Here is a 16319-nt window from a genome sequence, read left to right as displayed (position 1 = left end):
CGTCCCCGGACCGGCCGTCGCGCCCTGGCTGCACCACCTCCGTATCCGCATCCGTACGTCAGGAGCACACCCATGTCCGCATCCGCTTCGCCGGGCCGCCGCCTCGCGGCCGTCGGCGCGATCCTCGCCCTCATCGTCGGACTCGTCGCCCTCGGCATCGCCGTCGGCACGGCCGTCGAGGGCAGCGGCGACAGCAAGTCCGCCGAGCCCGAACCCGCCGCCTCCGTCTCGGAGGGGGACCCCGGCGGGCGCCAGAAGATGTACGACGACCTCGCGAAGCAGACCTCGCGCCGGGAGAAGGGCGACGCGCTGGCCGTCGGCCGCGCCGACGCGCCGGTCGTACTCGTCGAGTACGCCGACTACCAGTGCGGCTTCTGCGGCCGCTTCGCCCGCGAGACCCAGCCCGAACTGATCGAGAAGTACGTGGACGAGGGCGTCCTGCGCATCGAGTTCCGCAACTTCACCATCTACGGCGAGGACTCCGAGCGGGCGGCCCGCGCGTCCTGGGCCGCCGGACAGCAGGGCAAGTTCTGGGAGCTGCACGACGCGCTGTACGCCAAGAGCCGCAAGGGCCCCGCGCTCGCCGAGGACAAGCTGGTCGAGCTGGCGCGCGACAGCGGCGTCGAGGACATCGACCGCTTCCGGCGCGACATGAAGAGCGACGCGGCGAAGAAGGCGCTGGACCGGGACCAGCAGGAGGGGTACCGGCTCGGCGTGCAGTCCACGCCGTCCTTCCTGGTCAACGGGGCGCCGATCGCCGGGGCACAGCCCACCGCCACCTTCACCCAGGCCGTCGACGAGGCCGCCGGCCGGGCGCGGAAGAGCGGGGGCGGCAAGTGACCGACATCGGTTACCTCGCCGCTTTCCTGGGCGGCGCCCTCGCCCTGCTCAGCCCGTGCAGCGCGCTGCTGCTGCCGGCCTTCTTCGCGTACTCGCTCGCCACGCCCGGCCGGCTGCTGGCCCGGACCGGCGTGTTCTACCTGGGCCTGGCGGTCACGCTCGTACCGCTCGGCGCCGCCAGCACCGCCGCGAGCCGGCTCTTCAACGGCCACCGCGACCTGCTCATCGCCGTCGGCGGCTGGGTGGTGATCGCGATGGGCGTGCTGCAGATCCTGGGGCTGGGCTTCGCGTCCCGCCGCGCACAGTCCGCCGCCGCGCGGATCACCCCCCGCTCGGCCGTCTCGACCTTCCTCCTGGGCTGCGTCTACGGCCTCGCGGGCTTCTGCGCCGGGCCGATCCTGGGCGCCGTGCTGACGGTCACGGCGGTCAGCGGCTCGCCCGTGTACGGCGCGTCGATGCTCGCGGTGTACGCCCTCGGGATGGCGCTGCCGCTGTTCGTCCTGGCCCTGCTGTGGGACCGCTTCCAACTGGGGCGGCGCGGCTGGCTGCGCGGCCGGGAATTCGCCGTCGGGCCGCTGCGCCTGCACACCACGTCGCTGATTTCCGGGCTGTTCTTCATCGGCATCGGCATTCTTTTCCTGGCCTTCAACGGCACGAGTGCGCTGCCCGGAATTCTGGACACCGACTCCGAATTCCGGCTGGAAGAATGGGTGTCCGGCGTCGGCGCCGCCGTGCCGGATTCCGTGCTGATCGCGGCGGCCGCGCTCGTGGTCGCCGCGGTGCTCGGCCGGATCGCGCTGCGTCCGGAAAAGAAGACGAAGGACTGATCCCACCCATGGGGGATGCGTAGGGCCATTCGGCTCATATCCGGGGCGGTGGCCGGTGACCTTCCGTGGCGTACGCGGTATGGCGCCGGCCGGCCACTACGTTGCCGAGCCATGGACGCCCTCCTCTTCGCCGGTCTCTTCGCCACGCTCCTGTGCATCGTGGGCCGGCGGAGCCGGGTGGTGGTGGTCGCGGTGTGGTCGGCGATGTTCGCCGCCGTCGTGTGGCTGATGGCGCATCACGTCCCGGAGATTCTCGCGCTCGGTCTCGCGCGGTGAACCGCGCCGTGCCCCGCCGGCGTTTTCCCGCCGACGGACCGGAAACGACTGGACCGGAGTTTTCTTTGTCATGAGTGCACTGCTGACCGGGCGGATGACGACGCCGATGAGTATGCCGGCGATTCCCGCACTGGATTCCGGGCCGCCGGGAATCATCGCCCGCGCGCAGTACTGGTTCGCCTGTCTCTTCGTGACCGCCTGGACCGGCGTTCTCTGCGCCGGGCTGTATCTGCAGTTCGCCGAGGGGGAAGCGCCATGCCCGCTCTGCGTCGTACAGCGGATGTTCATGGTGCTGGCGCTGCTGGGCGCCGCGCACATCGTCCGGCAGGGACTGCGCGGCGCGGTGCCGCGCCGGGACTACCTCATGGGGTGGGGGCTCGCGCTCGTCGGTTGCACGGCCGGTTCGCTGGCGGCGGGATGGCAGGCGCTGCCGTACCTCCTGCCCGGCGGCCGGACGCCCGGCGGCGGGGCCCAGAGCGATACGGCGTACGGCAGCGGGGCGTTCGGCGGTGGAACCTACGGCGCCGGTGCGTACGGCGACCTGGTCCAGGGGCTGCCGGCCGGCGTCTGGGCGTGGCTGTTCTTCCAGGCGTCGGTGCTCGCGATCGGCGCCGTGCTGGTCACCTCGCACCTCACCACGGCGCGGCGGATCCCCACGCAGGGCCCGCACCGCGTGGCGGGGCAGACCGCGCTGCTCCTCGCCGGAGTGGTCATCGGGGCGAGCACGGTGGCCGTCTTCCTCCAGGCGGGACTGCACGCCTTTCTGCCCGTCGCGCCCGGCCGCTATCAGCTCCTGTACGACCTGGGGCTGTCCGGCTGAGTCCATTGGCGAATGAGACATCAGCCATCAATTGAGGAAGCCCTACGGCGAGCAATCAGGTCCGCGAAAGCGGCGGCGGTTCAGCCGCAAAGGCTGCCGCGCGTCCGCGCGGCGGCGACGGTCGTTGCACAGCAGGCACTTGCCGTACCCCGGCGGCAGCGGGTCCTCGGGGTCGCCGTACAGCGGGTCGACCGCGCCGTGCGGATGCGCGGCGCAGCCGGTCGGGCTGCCGGCCGGCCCGGTCTCGGTGCCGAGCGATCCGGCGGCGGTCAGGGCGCGCCGCAGGACGTCGACCAGCTGGTCGGCGTCCTGCCGGCTGGGGGCCGTCTGCAGGCCCGAGGCGAGGTCGGCGGCGAGAGTGAGCGCGGTATGGAGTTCGCGCAGGTCTGCGTGACTCATGCTCCGGAGCGTAGAGGCACCCACTGACAGTTGATCTTCCGATCGCACTTGGTGGCATCCCATGGCCCGATGCATGCCCGTCGGCGGCCACGATTCACCGTCGCACGGCGGAAGACCCCCTAGCGGGGGCATGACATTTCCGTGCCGGGCGGGAGAACCGGGGCAGGGGCACGGCCCCGGCCGGGCGCCCGCTGCCCGCGTCGCGGCCGACGCCCGGCCCGCGCCGGCTCAGGGCGCGATCGGCAGTTCGCGCTTGTGGGCCGTGAGGCGGTAGCGGCGGACGATCGTCTCGTACGTCTGCTCGCTGACCGGCTTGCCCTCCAGGAAGTCGTCGATGTCGTCGTACGTGACGCCGAGCGCGTCCTCGTCCGCCTTGCCCGGGTCCAGCGTCTCCAGGTCGGCGGTCGGGGTCTTCCAGACCAGCTCGGCGGGGGCGCCGAGGGCCTCGGCCACCGCGCGCACCCGGCGCTTGGTCAGCCCGGTCAGCGGCACCAGGTCGGCGGCGCCGTCGCCGAACTTGGTGAAGAAGCCGGAGACGGCCTCGGCGGCGTGGTCGGTGCCCACGACCAGACCCTCCTGCGCGCCGGCCACCGCGTACTGCGCGATCATGCGCTGCCGGGCCTTGATGTTGCCCTGTACGAAGTCCTGGTGGTGGGCGTCACGGAAGGTCGCCCCGCCCGCCAGGACGGCCGCCAGCGCCGCGTCGCTGGCCGGCTTCACGTCGACGGTGAGCAGCTGGTCGGCCTTGATGAAGGAGAGCGCGAGCTGCGCGTCGTGCTCGTCGGCCTGGACGCCGTAGGGCAGCCGCATGGCGTAGAACGTCGCGTCGTGCCCCGCCTCCCGGGCCCGCTCCACCGCGAGCTGGCAGAGCCGGCCCGCGGTGGTGGAGTCCACGCCGCCGCTGATGCCGAGCACCAGGGAGCGCAGCCCCGTGCTGGTCAGCCGCTCGGTGAGGAAGGCCACCCGGCGCTCGATCTCCTCGTGCGCGTCGAAGGACGCGGACACCTGGAGATCCCGGGCGATCTCCTGCTGCAGGCTCATGGACGCCGGGTCGGTCACGGTGGCTCCTCGTGGTCTCGCTGTGACACCGGGGCCCGCGGAGAGGCGGGCGGCACCGGCACACAGACGCGTACGTACGAGGAAACTCTATTCTTCGTTGGCCCACGCCTTGAGAGCGGCCTTGCTGGAGAACTGGCCGACGTTCTTGTCGATCGGGCTGTCCGTGTACTGGTGGAAGCGCCACTTGGCCTTGATCCGCGGGTGGCCCGCGGAGACGTAGTCCGCTATCCACAGGCCGTCGCCGGCGTAGGACGTGGTGTCGTGGTTGAGCCAGAAGTCGCGGTTGCAGTACAGGAGTACCTGGTGGCGGTGCGGCCGCAGGGCCTTCACCTCGCGGATGAACTGGTCCTTCTGCGCATTGCTCGCGTACGTCCCGGCGCTGGTGCGCTCCCAGTCGACTATCAGTACGTCGCCCAGTTTCGACGCGCACTTGTCGACGAAGTACCGGGCCTGCGCCGCGATGTTTCCCGGCCACAGGAAGTGGTAGAAGCCGACCACGCACCCCGCCTCACGGGCCCGCGACGCCTGGGAGCTCTGGTGGGGATTGATGTACGAGCGGCCCTCGGTGGCCTTGATGAAGACGAAGTCCAGGCCCTTGGTGGAGTACGTGGGCTGGTACGAGCTGACATCGACGCCGTGCAGCATTGCAATCCTCCCGCAACCGTGCGATTACCAAGCGTCACTGCGGTCCATCATGGACATGCCCGCTGACGCAAGGTCTCAAAGGTGGAGTTGCCCTCCGACCGTGCTTCGTCGCTCCCCTCGACGTCCCCCGTGCACGACGGCTGTGCACGCTGTGTGACAAGCGCCGTCGACAACCAAACGCCGTTCGGCGTACGGGAGTTCCCCGTGAGTCCTACGGATACGGGGTGTGGGCCCGGGGCGCAAGCAAAAAACGACAACGGGTCCGAACCGGGGGAGGTTCGGACCCGTCGCGGGGTAAAGAGGTCAGGCCGGGGGGCGGGGCGCGTAGCGCGCCACCAGCAGGCCCAGCGTTGCCAGGGCGATCAGCATCACGAGAATCACGAACGGGCGCCTGCCCCCGACCTCCAGGGGTATTCCGTGATCTGGATCACGCTCGGGGGCGGGTCCGGAGACCGGCTGTGTGCCGGTCGCCGGGCGAGCCGGTCAGCACTCGATGATGTTGACCGCGAGGCCGCCGCGCGCTGTCTCCTTGTACTTCACGCTCATGTCGGCGCCGGTGTCCTTCATGGTCTTGATGACCTTGTCGAGGGAGACGTGGTGCCGGCCGTCGCCGCGCAGCGCCATGCGCGCCGCGGTGACCGCCTTCGCCGAGGCCATGCCGTTGCGCTCGATGCACGGGATCTGCACCAGGCCGCCGACCGGGTCGCAGGTCAGGCCGAGGTTGTGCTCCATGCCGATCTCCGCGGCGTTCTCCACCTGCTCCGGGGAGCCGCCCAGTACCTCCGCCAGGCCGCCCGCCGCCATCGAGCAGGCCGAGCCGACCTCGCCCTGGCAGCCGACCTCGGCGCCGGAGATGGAGGCGTTCTCCTTGAAGAGCATGCCGATGGCGCCCGCGGCCAGCAGGAAGCGGACCACGCCGTCCTCATCCGCGCCGGGCACGAAGTTCACGTAGTAGTGCAGGACGGCGGGGATGATGCCGGCCGCGCCGTTGGTGGGCGCGGTCACGACCCGGCCGCCCGCCGCGTTCTCCTCGTTGACGGCCATCGCGTAGAGCGTGACCCACTCCATCGCGTGGGCCAGCGGGTCACCCTCGGAGCGCAGCGCGCGGGCCGCGTTCGCCGCCCGGCGGCGTACCTTCAGGCCGCCCGGCAGGATGCCCTCGCGGGACAGGCCGCGGCTCACGCAGCCCTGCATGACGTGCCAGATCTCCAGCAGCCCGGCGCGGATCTCCTCCTCCGTGCGCCACGCCTTCTCGTTCTCCAGCATCAGCGCGGAGATCGACAGGCCGGTCTCCTGGGCGAGCCGCAGCAGCTCGTCGCCGGTGCGGAAGGGGTACTTCAGCACGGTGTCGTCGAGCACGATGCGGTCGGCGCCGACCGCGTCCTCGTCCACGACGAAGCCGCCGCCGACCGAGTAGTACGTCTTCTCCAGCAGCGGGGCGCCGTGCTCGTCGTACGCGAAGAGGGTCATGCCGTTGGCGTGGTACGGCAGTGAGCGGCGGCGGTGCAGGATCAGCTCGGTCGACTCGTCGAAGTCGATCTCGTGCACATCGCCTATCTCGGCGTCCAGCAGCCGCAGCCGCTTGGTCGTGCGGATGCGCTCCACCATCTCGTCGGCATTCTCGACGTCGACGGTGCGCGGCGAGTGGCCCTCCAGGCCCAGCAGGACGGCCTTGGGGGTGCCGTGGCCGTGGCCGGTGGCGCCGAGGGAGCCGAAGAGCTCGGCCCGTACGGACGTGGTCTGCGCGAGGAGGCCGTCCTTCTTGAGGCGGCCCACGAACATCCGTGCCGCGCGCATCGGGCCGACCGTATGGGAGGAGGACGGGCCGATGCCGATGGAGAAAAGATCGAAGACGGAGATGGCCACGGTGGCGGACTCCTTTGTCTGCTCAGGGTGGGCGAGGGGGCGGAATGCGTGCCGGGCACGCTCCGCGGGAGCAGGCCGTGAACGGCGTAGGTGGGACGTTTCTTCGCCGACTGTCGAGCCTAACGCGACAGAAGGGGCCTACCGGGCGGTCACCGGACATCCTGTGGTGAGGCGCACACGCCGCAGCGCACACGTCGCAACGTACGCGCCACGGCGCACACGCCACGGGCCCGGGACAGGATGCCCCGGGCCCGTGAAGCCCGTACGACCGCCAGGCGTCTTACTTGCCCAGCTCGGGGTAGAGCGGGTGCTTGTCGGCGAGCGCGGTGACGCGGGCCTTCAGGGCGGCCGCGTCGTACTCCGGCATCAGCGCCAGCGCGATGATGTCGGCGACCTCGCGGAAGTCCTCGGTGGTGAAGCCGCGGGTGGCCAGCGCCGGGGTGCCGATCCGCAGGCCCGAGGTGACCATCGGGGGCCGCGGGTCGTTCGGGACGGCGTTGCGGTTGACCGTGATGCCGACCTCGTGGAGGCGGTCCTCGGCCTGCTGGCCGTCGAGCTCGCTGTCACGCAGGTCGACCAGGACCAGGTGCACGTCGGTGCCGCCGGAGAGGACGTTGACGCCCGCCGCGCGCGCGTCCGGGGAGGTCAGACGCTCGGCGAGGAGCCGGGCGCCCTCGACGGTGCGCTGCTGGCGCTCCTTGAAGTCCTCCGAGGCGGCGACCTTGAAGGAGACCGCCTTGGCCGCGATCACGTGCTCCAGGGGGCCGCCCTGGAAGCCCGGGAAGACCGAGGAGTTCAGCTTCTTCGCGAACTCCTTCTTGGCGAGGATGATGCCGCCGCGCGGACCGCCGAGCGTCTTGTGCGTGGTGGAGGTCACGATGTCGGCGTGCTCGACCGGGTTCGGGTGCAGACCCGCGGCGACCAGGCCGGCGAAGTGCGCCATGTCGACCCAGAGGTACGCGCCGACCTCGTCGGCGATGCGTCGGAAGGCGGCGAAGTCGAGCTGGCGCGGGTACGCCGACCAGCCCGCGATGATCACCTTGGGGCGGTGCTCCTTGGCGAGCTGCTCGACCTCGGCCATGTCGACCAGGCCGTTGCCGTCGACGTGGTAGGGGACCACGTTGAACTGCTTGCCGGAGAAGTTCAGGCGCATGCCGTGGGTGAGGTGCCCGCCGTGCGCCAGGTCCAGGCCGAGGATCGTGTCGCCCGGCTTGGCCATGGCGAACAGCGCTGCCTGGTTCGCGGAGGCGCCCGAGTGCGGCTGCACGTTGGCGTACTCGGCGCCGAACAGCTCCTTGACCCGGTCGATCGCGATCTGCTCGGTGACATCGACGTGCTCGCAGCCGCCGTAGTAACGGCGGCCGGGGTAGCCCTCGGCGTACTTGTTGGTGAGGACCGAGCCCTGGGCCTCCATGACGGCGACCGGAGCGAAGTTCTCCGACGCGATCATTTCGAGGGTGGACTGCTGACGGTGGAGTTCGGCGTCGACAGCGGCGGCGACGTCGGGGTCGAGCTCATGGAGGGAGCTGTTGAGAAGCGACATGAGTCTTCCTGGGTGGGCGCCTCCGAGAGCTTGTGGCCCTCGGCACGGCGGGCGGGCGTAGGTCAGCCGGCGGTGAAAGCGGTGTACTCGTCGGCGGAGAGCAGGTCCTCCGGCTCGCCGCTCAGCTTCACCTTGAACAGCCAGCCGCCCTCGAAGGGGGCGGAATTCACCAGCGACGGGTCGTTCACCACGTCCTCGTTGATCTCCGTGACCTCACCGTCGACCGGGGAGTAGAGATCGCTGACGGACTTGGTCGACTCCAGCTCGCCGCAGGACTCGCCCGCGGTGACGGTGGCGCCGACCTCGGGGAGCTGGGCGTAGACGACATCGCCGAGCGCGTTGGCGGCGTGCTCGGTGATGCCGACCGTCGAGACGCCGTCCTCGGCGGCCGACAGCCACTCGTGCTCCTTGCTGTACCGGAGCTGCTGGGGGTTGCTCATGGTTCGATTCTCCTGGATGCGGGGGAATGATCGTGCAGAGGGTCTTGACAGGTGAGACGCGAACGCGTCACTTCTACCGTCCGCAGGGACGGGACGTGGCGGGTCGCGCCACGCCGGGTGGCTACTTCTCCCGCTTGTAGAAGGGCAGCGCGACGACCTCGTACGGCTCGTGCTTGCCGCGGATGTCCACGGCGACGCCCTTCGTGCCCGGCTCCGCGTGCGCCGCGTCCACGTACGCCATCGCGACCGGCTTGCCGAGGGTGGGGGAGGGGGCGCCGGAGGTGACGGTGCCGATGGCGGTGCCCCCGGCGTCCACGACCGGGTAGCCCGCGCGCGGCACGCGGCGGCCCTCGGCGATCAGCCCGACCAGCTTGCGCGGCGGGTTCTGCTCCGCGCGCTCGGCGGCCGCCGCCAGCGCGTCGCGGCCCACGAAGCGGCCCTCGTTCCCGGGCTTCTCGAACTTCACGACCCGGCCCAGGCCCGCGTCGAACGGCGTCAGGGAGGTGGACAGCTCGTTCCCGTACAGCGGCATGCCCGCCTCCAGGCGCAGCGTGTCGCGGCAGGACAGGCCGCACGGGACCAGGCCCGCGCCCTTGCCCGCCTCGGTCAGCGCCTCCCACAGCGCGACCGCGTCGGCGGGCCGGACGAACAGCTCGAAGCCGTCCTCGCCGGTGTAGCCGGTCCGGGCGATCAGCGCGGAGACGCCCGCGACGGTGCCCGGCAGGCCCGCGTAGTACTTCAGGCCGTCCAGGTCGGCGTCGGTGAGCGACTTCAGGATGCCGGCGGACTCGGGGCCCTGGACGGCGAGCAGCGCGTACGCGTCGCGGTCGTCCCGTACGGCGGCGTCGAAGCCGGCCTGGCGGGCGGTGAGCGCGTCCAGGACGACCTGGGCGTTGGAGGCGTTGGCGACGACCATGTACTCGCCCTCCTCGCCCGCCTTCGGCGAGGAGGGGCCCAGGTCGGCCAGCCGGTAGACGATCAGGTCGTCCAGGATGCCGCCGTCCTCCTGGCAGATCATCGTGTACCGGGCGCGGCCCGGCTTGACCGAGCCGATGTTGCCGACCAGCGCGTAGTCGAGGAGGTCGGCCGCCTGCGGGCCGGTGACGGTGATCTCGCCCATGTGGGAGAGGTCGAAGAGGCCGGCGCGGGTGCGGACGGCGACGTGCTCGTCGCGCTCGCTGCCGTAACGCAGCGGCATGTCCCAGCCGGCGAAGTCGGTCATGGTCGCGCCGAGCGCGCGATGGGTGGCATCGAGCGCGGTACGACGGGGTTCACTCATGGCGGCGGGCTCCCGGGGTGGACGACAGGGACGTATCGGACGTCTCCCCATCTGTCATCGGAACCTGAGAGGTTCACCGACAGCCCCGATCGGGGCTTCGGCTTGCACCTTGGGTGGGGCCGCACCCGGGCGGCCCGCTTTTCAGATCTGCCTCGTCCGCGCAGTACAGGGGCCTGAGAGATTCAAGGGAGTACTTGCTCCTTCGGCGCCCCGCCGTGGCCTGGCGGGAACTCTCCCGCGCGGATTCAAGCGGCCGGTATGCAGTTGAGCGCCGGTGTGCGGTCACGGCGCACGTGGCGCGCACATCATTGCACGGCGACGCCGGATAGAGGAGTCCCGGCCCGCACACCCGGCGTACTGGCACGACCTGCCCCGCGCTTGAAGCTCATTACCTTTTCTTGACACTCTGCGGGTAGGGGGACATCCAGTGAACCAACGGGGAGGGCGATCACGGTGCAGAGGCAAGCCGTATGCGCGACGACAGCGGGGGTCGCGCCCGGCGCGGTGCCGCGCCGCGCCCGCGCGCCCAAGGCGGTGGCGCGTCCCGGCCGCGGCGCGCCGGTGATGGACCTGCGCGGCACGGAAGGCGAGGCGGCCGTCAGGGAGCTGGACTTTCCCGCGGGCGGCCTGGTGGTCGTCTCGGGCCTGCCCGGCAGCGGCAAGAGCACGCTCATGCACCGCGTGGTGCCCGCGCTGGACCGGGCCGGCGTGCCCGTGCACCGCATCGACTCCCAGGACGTACGGGAGCGCTGGGCGGCGGGCCGGCTCGGCAGGCTGCCGTACGGCCTGGTCCGCCCGCTGGTGCGGGCCGCGCACTACCACGGCCTGCGGCAGGCGCTGCGCTCCGGCGGCAGCGTGGTCGTGCACGACTGCGGCACGCTCGCCTGGGTGCGCCGCTGGATCGCGCGCACCGCCCGGCGCGAGGGCCGTGAGCTGCATCTCGTCCTGCTCGACGTGCCGCCGGCGGTGGCGCTCTCCGGGCAGCGGGCGAGGGGCCGCGGCGTGTCCGGCTACGCCTTCGGGCGGCACCGGCGCGCGGTCCGGCGGCTGCTGGCCAGGGCCCGCTCCGCGCGGCTGCCGAAGGGGTTCACGGCGGCGGTGCTGCTGGACCGGCGGGCGGCGGACGCGCTGGAGCGGACGACGTTCGGCTGACGGGGCCGCGCGCTTCCGTACGTGCCTGTGAGACGGCCGAGAAGAACCGGCCGGTCGGACGCTAGGGTTTCCGACCAGGCAGCGCGGTACGAAGCGGGTGGTGACCATGGACATTCCGGAGCAGAGCATCCCTGGGCAGGGCATTCCCGATCAGGGCATTCCGCAGTTGGCCTGGCCGGCCAACGAGCTGGAAGAGGTGCTCGCGGCGTCGGTCGGTCACCCTCATGCCGGCGCCCGGATCGTCGAGGTGCTCGGCCGCAGCCGGATATGGGTGCCGCTGCCCAAGGGCGGCGGCCCCGACAGCGCCGGCTTCGGCCGGCCCGGGCTGGACCTGCCCACGGTGGAGCTGCCCGACGGCATGGCGTACGTCCCCGTCTTCAGCTCCGAGCAGGAGTTCCTGCGGGTCGTCGGGGCCCACATGCCGTGCACGGTCGCGCCGGCCCGCGAGTTCGCCCGCGGCCTGCCGCCGAAGATCGGCATCGCGGTGAACCCGGACGGCACCGTCGGCGTACCGCTGCCGCCGCCCGCCGTGGCCGAGCTGTGCCGCGGTGACATGCCGCGCGACGGCCTGCCCTCCGGCGGCCGGGTGCGGCTGTACGAGCCGGACTGGCAGGACGAGCCGGTGGACTTCCTCGCCGCGGCGGGGCTGGAGTTCTCCGGCGTCCCGTACGTCACGACCGCCCGCCGTTGCCTCGCGAACATCGAAGGCGACGCGCCCACGCTCTTCGTCGGCGTGCAGGTCGCCGATCCGGCGGCCGCGCTCCAGGACCAGGCGCAGCGGGACGGCGCGCTCGCCGCCCTGGGCCGGGCGCTCGGTGCCGTACCGGTGCCCTGGCCGGTCCAGCTCGTCATGCTGGACATCGCGCAGGACCCGGTCGTGGACTGGATGCGCGAGCGGGTGCGGCCGTTCTACGCACAGGACCTGGGGTAACGCGAAGCAGGGCCTCGTATCGCGCGGCGCGTCCGCGGACCGGACCTGGGCGCCGACGCGACGCGGCTGCGAACCGGCCCGTACCGGGACGGATCGCTCGCGCCCGGCCCGGACCTGGCGCCGGACCCGCCCTTAAGCTGGTGCAATGACCGGGCGGGCGCCCTTACGTGCCTGCCGAGAGAAGGGACGGGGACACGTGAGCGCGGGTGCGCATCAGGGAGCGGCGGCCGGCCAGGTCGAGCAGGTGCTGCAGCAGGTCTCGCCCGGCCGGTACGACGCCTATGAGGCGCTGCTGCAGGCGCTGGCCGGGGGCCAGGTGTGGATGCTGCTGTGGCAGGGCAGCGCCGGGGCCGCCGATGCGCAGTACGGCAACATGGAGGTCGACGGGCTCGGCTACGCGCCGTGCGTGACCTCCCCCGCGGAGCTCGCGGCCAGCGGCTGGACCCGCGCCCACGAAGTGGTGTCCGGGCCCGAGATCGCCGCCGCCCTCTACCCCGACCGCTGGGGCCTGTGGCTGAACCCGCACGCGCCGGGCGGCGGCGTCGGCATCCCCTGGCTGGACCTGCGCCGGATCGCCGGCGGCCTGGACCGGCTGCCCGCAGGGCCCTTGCGGATCACCGAACCGGCCGTGGAGATCCCGCAGTTCTACGCCCTCCTCGGGCAGAACGCGCACCGCACCCCGGCCGTCCGCTCGCTGCGCCGCGCCTGGGTGCAGCCCGCCCTCGGCGTCCCGTACCTGGCGATCGGCCTGGAGCTGTACGACACGAGCCCGGCCGCCGTGGAGTCGGTACGGCTGATGATGCAGCAGTCCATCGGCGCGGTTCCGGAAGGACTGCCTGTCTCGACGGTGGCGCTGGAGGACGAATACGACCCCGTGGGCATGTGGATGCGCGCCTACGCCCGCCCCTTCTTCGACCGCGGGGCACAGGGCCCCGCCGCCGCCCCCACCGCCTCCCACGGCTACGGCTACCCCCGCCCCTACTGAGGTCACTCGCGGTTGCCAACGCGGCGTGAAAGTGTCGTCGTCCCTCGCGCCGACGTGTGCCGAATTGCCCTCCTGTGTACCGTCGTTGACGTCACCTCCGGGCGGGGCTGCGAACCGCTGAGCCGTCCCGGATGTCCGTATAACGGAATGCCGTGGAGCACATCACAGTTGCGCATCCTTTCCCCGGCAGGGCTGGTGACTGATCGCGACTCGGATGAAGACTCCCGCAGCAGGGCCTGGACCCTGTGTGCGACGGGCAACTCGACCGCTGTCGCGCGGACATCCGAAAAACGCTGAGCTGCAAGACCTCCGGACGTCCGCCGGCGCGCACACCAGTGATGTGAACCGAGCCGCCGACGCGGCGGACGTGGGCCGGCCAAGCGCGGCCGAGAGGGGTCTAAGGCACGTGACCGCACCGATCGAGACCACCGGGGCGGCTGCCGAGGCGCAGCCGGAAGCGGTGCTGGAAGGCGTGCCGAGCAAGCGGATCGAGGGCCGCTCGCTCGGCCAGATCGCCTGGTTGCGCTTCAAACGCGACAAGGTCGCGGTGGCCGGCGCCATCGTTGTCATCCTCCTCATCGTGATCGCGGCGCTCTCCCGGCCCCTGCAGTCGCTCCTCGGCCTGGACCCGAACGAGCCGAACCAGTCACTGATCGACCCCAACACCACCCTGCCGCTCGGTGACTTCGGCGGCATGAGCGCGGACCACCCGCTCGGCGTGGACCCCAAGTTCGGCCGTGACCTGCTCGCGCGGGTCCTGGAGGGCTCCTGGGTCTCGCTGATCGTGGCGTTCGGCGCGACGCTGCTGTCGGTGGCGATCGGCACGGTCCTCGGCGTGGTGGCGGGCTACTACCGCGGCCGGGTGGACGCGGTGATCAGCCGGATGATGGACGTCTTCCTGGCGTTCCCGCTGCTGCTCTTCGCCATCGCCATCTCCGCCTCGCTGCAGGGCGGCGCCTTCGGCCTGGAGGGCCTGCCGCTGCACATCTCGGTCCTGATCTTCGTGATCGGCTTCTTCAACTGGCCGTACATGGGCCGCATCGTGCGGGCCCAGACGCTGTCGCTGCGGGAGCGCGAATTCGTCGACGCGGCCCGCGGGATGGGCGCACGCGGACCGTTCATCCTCTTCCGGGAGCTGCTGCCGAACCTGGTCGGGCCCATCGTCGTGTACTCCACGCTGCTGATCCCCTCGAACATCCTCTTCGAGGCGGCCCTCAGCTTCCTCGGTGTCGGTATCCAGCCCCCGCAGTCCTCCTGGGGCGGAATGCTGAACCAGGCGGTCAAGTACTACGAGGTCGACCCCCAGTACATGCTCGTCCCCGGCCTCGCGATCTTCGTCACCGTACTCGCGTTCAACCTGCTCGGTGACGGCCTGAGGGACGCGCTGGACCCGCGCAGCCGCTGACGCCGCGCCGGCAGCGCCCGGGCGGTCCCGGCTAGTTCCACCGAAGTTTCCGACGAACGAAGGGGAAACCGAGCATCATGCGAAGGTCAGTTCCGGTCGCGGCGATCGCGGCCATATCCAGTGCGGGCCTTTTGCTGGCCGGCTGCAGTGGCGGCAAGGACGCAAGCGGAGGCGCGTCCGCGGCGAACGCCGCAACGAAGGGCATCGTCAACGCCTCGGACGCGAAGGGCGGGACGGTCAACTACGCGATCAGCGACGCCCCCGAGTCCTTCGACCCGGGCAACACGTACTACGCCTTCATCTACAACTTCAGCCGTCTCTACGCGCGTCCGCTCACCACCTTCAAGCCGGCCCCCGGCGAGAAGGGCAACGAGCTGGTGCCCGACCTCGCCGAGTCGATGGGCAAGCCCACCGACGGCGGCAAGACCTGGACGTACAAGCTCCGCAAGGGCGTGAAGTACGAGGACGGCAAGCCCGTCACCTCGCAGGACGTGAAGTACGCGGTCGAGCGCTCCAACTTCGCGCGCGACACCCTCTCGCTCGGCCCGAACTACTTCCAGCAGTTCCTCGAGGACAAGGACAAGTACAAGGGCCCGTACAAGGACAAGTCCAAGGCCGGGCTGAAGTCCATCGAGACGCCGGACGACCACACGATCGTCTTCCACCTGAAGAAGCCGTTCGCGGAGTTCGACTACCTGGTGTCCGCGCCGCAGACCGCGCCGGTCCCGCAGGCCAAGGACAAGGGCGCCGACTACACCAAGTCCGTGGTCTCGAGCGGCTCGTACAAGTTCCAGAGCTACCAGGAGGGCAAGCAGCTCACCCTGGTGCGCAACCCGCAGTGGTCCGCCAAGACCGACCCGCTGCGCAAGCATCTCCCGGACAAGATCGTCCTGAAGATGAAGGTCGCCCAGTCGACCATCGACAAGGACCTGCAGTCCGGCAACACCCAGATCGACCTCGCCGGGCGCGGTGTGGACGGCCAGACCCAGGCCCAGCTCCTGACCGACCAGAAGCTGAAGGCCAACACGGACAACGCGCTCGGCCAGCGGCTGGTCTACACGGCGATCAACTCCAAGGTGAAGCCGTTCGACAAGCTCGCCTGCCGCCAGGCCGTGCAGTACGCGATCGACAAGAAGGCCGTGCAGACCTCGCTCGGCGGCCCGATCCGCGGTGACATCGCCTCCACCGTCCTGCCGACGGACATCGCCGGGTACCAGAAGTTCGACATGTACCCGCAGAAGTACGACGCCAAGGACCAGCTGGACCTGACCGAGGCGAAGAAGAAGTGGAAGGAGTGCGGGGCCGGCAAGACCGACACCACCATCCTCGCCCGCTCCGACCGCCAGGACGAGGTCGACGCGGCCACCACCGTCATCGACTCGCTGAAGAAGATCGGCATCAACGCCAAGATCCAGCAGTACCCGACGAGCAAGTACTTCTCGGACTACGCCGGTGTGCCGAAGTTCAACAAGAAGAACAACGTCGGTCTGATCATGATGCAGTGGGGCTCGGACTTCCCGACCGGCTACGGCTACCTGCAGCAGATCCTGAACGGCAAGGCGATCAGCCAGTCCGGCAACACCAACCTCTCGGAGCTGGACGACCCGGAGATCAACAAGCTGCTCGACACCGCCATCGCCAACACCGACCAGGCCGCGCGCGAGAAGGCGTACGCCGAGATCGACAAGAAGACGATGGAGCAGGCGGTGATCGTGCCGCTGACCTACTTCAAGGTGCTGATGTACCGCTCGCCGGAGGCCACGAACCTGGTGTCCACCTCGGCCTTCAGCGGTCAGTACGACTACCTCAACGTCGGCGTCAAGAAGTAGCAGCCCCGGAAGGCAGGTGAAGG

General features: G+C 70.7%; 16 protein-coding genes and 1 riboswitch. Of the genes, 9 read left to right on the top strand and 7 right to left on the bottom strand.

Annotated features, from left to right (window positions below; genetic code table 11):
• Window positions 1-72: 72 nt before the first annotated feature.
• From IG84_RS0104785 to IG84_RS0104770, 4 genes are all read left to right on the top strand, one after another.
• Complete coding sequence (locus IG84_RS0104785) at window positions 73-840, top strand: DsbA family protein (RefSeq protein WP_031051678.1); 768 nt, start codon at window positions 73-75, stop codon at window positions 838-840.
• Window positions 837-1667, top strand: coding sequence for a cytochrome c biogenesis CcdA family protein (locus IG84_RS0104780; RefSeq protein WP_031051675.1), 831 nt, complete (start codon window positions 837-839; stop codon window positions 1665-1667). The genes IG84_RS0104785 and IG84_RS0104780 overlap by 4 nt, the downstream gene beginning before the upstream one ends.
• A gap of 111 nt (window positions 1668-1778) precedes the next feature.
• On the top strand, window positions 1779-1943 hold the full coding sequence (locus IG84_RS41475) for a DUF5993 family protein (RefSeq protein WP_169749854.1): 165 nt from the start codon (window positions 1779-1781) through the stop codon (window positions 1941-1943).
• A gap of 70 nt (window positions 1944-2013) precedes the next feature.
• Entirely contained in the window at window positions 2014-2763 is a 750-nt protein-coding gene (locus IG84_RS0104770) for a disulfide bond formation protein B (RefSeq protein WP_245659219.1), read from the top strand.
• A gap of 42 nt (window positions 2764-2805) precedes the next feature.
• Here the strand turns inward: IG84_RS0104770 and IG84_RS0104765 are convergent, their stop codons facing one another.
• The 7 genes from IG84_RS0104765 to gcvT all read right to left on the bottom strand — a co-directional run bounded on the left by IG84_RS0104765 (window position 2806) and on the right by gcvT (window position 9994).
• A complete protein-coding gene (locus tag IG84_RS0104765; protein WP_037799293.1) occupies window positions 2806-3162 on the bottom strand; it encodes a hypothetical protein in 357 nt (118 codons plus the stop codon).
• Between the two features lie 228 nt (window positions 3163-3390).
• A complete protein-coding gene (nadE, locus tag IG84_RS0104760) occupies window positions 3391-4221 on the bottom strand; it encodes an ammonia-dependent NAD(+) synthetase (RefSeq protein ID WP_031051669.1) in 831 nt (276 codons plus the stop codon).
• An 87-nt stretch (window positions 4222-4308) separates the two neighbouring features.
• Window positions 4309-4866, bottom strand: coding sequence for a GH25 family lysozyme (locus tag IG84_RS0104755; protein WP_031051668.1), 558 nt, complete (start codon window positions 4864-4866; stop codon window positions 4309-4311).
• 483 nt (window positions 4867-5349) lie between these two features.
• Window positions 5350-6732: an L-serine ammonia-lyase gene (locus tag IG84_RS0104750; protein WP_031051667.1), complete on the bottom strand. Its 1383-nt coding sequence runs from the start codon at window positions 6730-6732 to the stop codon at window positions 5350-5352.
• A 280-nt stretch (window positions 6733-7012) separates the two neighbouring features.
• Window positions 7013-8275 carry a serine hydroxymethyltransferase gene (gene glyA / locus IG84_RS0104745; RefSeq protein WP_031051666.1) on the bottom strand — a complete coding sequence of 421 codons (1263 nt, stop codon included), beginning with the start codon at window positions 8273-8275 and terminating at the stop codon, window positions 7013-7015.
• A 62-nt stretch (window positions 8276-8337) separates the two neighbouring features.
• Window positions 8338-8715, bottom strand: a complete 378-nt coding sequence (gcvH, locus tag IG84_RS0104740; RefSeq protein WP_031051664.1) for a glycine cleavage system protein GcvH — start codon at window positions 8713-8715, stop codon at window positions 8338-8340.
• 121 nt (window positions 8716-8836) lie between these two features.
• Window positions 8837-9994, bottom strand: coding sequence for a glycine cleavage system aminomethyltransferase GcvT (gcvT, locus tag IG84_RS0104735; protein ID WP_031051662.1), 1158 nt, complete (start codon window positions 9992-9994; stop codon window positions 8837-8839).
• A 151-nt stretch (window positions 9995-10145) separates the two neighbouring features.
• Window positions 10146-10242, bottom strand: a riboswitch (glycine riboswitch).
• 199 nt (window positions 10243-10441) lie between these two features.
• On the opposite strand from gcvT, the gene IG84_RS0104730 reads away from it, so the two are divergent.
• The 5 genes from IG84_RS0104730 (at window position 10442) to IG84_RS0104710 (ending at window position 16296) form a co-directional block, all read left to right on the top strand.
• On the top strand, window positions 10442-11146 hold the full coding sequence (locus IG84_RS0104730; protein WP_382467322.1) for an AAA family ATPase: 705 nt from the start codon (window positions 10442-10444) through the stop codon (window positions 11144-11146).
• Window positions 11147-11252: 106 nt separating this feature from the next.
• Window positions 11253-12077, top strand: coding sequence for an enhanced serine sensitivity protein SseB (locus tag IG84_RS0104725; RefSeq protein WP_031051658.1), 825 nt, complete (start codon window positions 11253-11255; stop codon window positions 12075-12077).
• A gap of 196 nt (window positions 12078-12273) precedes the next feature.
• Window positions 12274-13062 (top strand): enhanced serine sensitivity protein SseB C-terminal domain-containing protein, encoded by a 789-nt coding sequence (locus tag IG84_RS0104720; protein ID WP_031051654.1) that lies wholly within the window; start codon window positions 12274-12276, stop codon window positions 13060-13062.
• Between the two features lie 406 nt (window positions 13063-13468).
• A complete protein-coding gene (locus tag IG84_RS0104715; protein WP_031051653.1) occupies window positions 13469-14467 on the top strand; it encodes an ABC transporter permease in 999 nt (332 codons plus the stop codon).
• 77 nt (window positions 14468-14544) lie between these two features.
• A complete protein-coding gene (locus IG84_RS0104710) occupies window positions 14545-16296 on the top strand; it encodes an ABC transporter substrate-binding protein (protein ID WP_031051652.1) in 1752 nt (583 codons plus the stop codon).
• Window positions 16297-16319: the final 23 nt, after the last annotated feature.

This window comes from Streptomyces ochraceiscleroticus (assembly GCF_000720485.1).
Classification (GTDB): domain Bacteria; phylum Actinomycetota; class Actinomycetes; order Streptomycetales; family Streptomycetaceae; genus Streptomyces; species Streptomyces ochraceiscleroticus.
This window is presented reverse-complemented; position numbering and strand designations above follow the sequence as displayed.

Excerpts from the sequence above, each read along its gene's own strand:
- IG84_RS0104785 (WP_031051678.1), top strand. The coding sequence starts at position 73 with ATGTCCGCATCCGCTTCGCCGGGCCGCCGCCTCGCGGCCGTCGGCGCG.
- IG84_RS41475 (WP_169749854.1), top strand. The coding sequence starts at position 1,779 with ATGGACGCCCTCCTCTTCGCCGGTCTCTTCGCCACGCTCCTGTGCATC.
- IG84_RS0104770 (WP_245659219.1), top strand. The coding sequence starts at position 2,014 with ATGAGTGCACTGCTGACCGGGCGGATGACGACGCCGATGAGTATGCCG.
- IG84_RS0104765 (WP_037799293.1), bottom strand. The coding sequence starts at position 3,162 with ATGAGTCACGCAGACCTGCGCGAACTCCATACCGCGCTCACTCTCGCC.
- IG84_RS0104755 (WP_031051668.1), bottom strand. The coding sequence starts at position 4,866 with ATGCTGCACGGCGTCGATGTCAGCTCGTACCAGCCCACGTACTCCACC.
- glyA (WP_031051666.1), bottom strand. The coding sequence starts at position 8,275 with ATGTCGCTTCTCAACAGCTCCCTCCATGAGCTCGACCCCGACGTCGCC.
- gcvH (WP_031051664.1), bottom strand. The coding sequence starts at position 8,715 with ATGAGCAACCCCCAGCAGCTCCGGTACAGCAAGGAGCACGAGTGGCTG.
- gcvT (WP_031051662.1), bottom strand. The coding sequence starts at position 9,994 with ATGAGTGAACCCCGTCGTACCGCGCTCGATGCCACCCATCGCGCGCTC.
- IG84_RS0104725 (WP_031051658.1), top strand. The coding sequence starts at position 11,253 with ATGGACATTCCGGAGCAGAGCATCCCTGGGCAGGGCATTCCCGATCAG.
- IG84_RS0104710 (WP_031051652.1), top strand. The coding sequence starts at position 14,545 with ATGCGAAGGTCAGTTCCGGTCGCGGCGATCGCGGCCATATCCAGTGCG.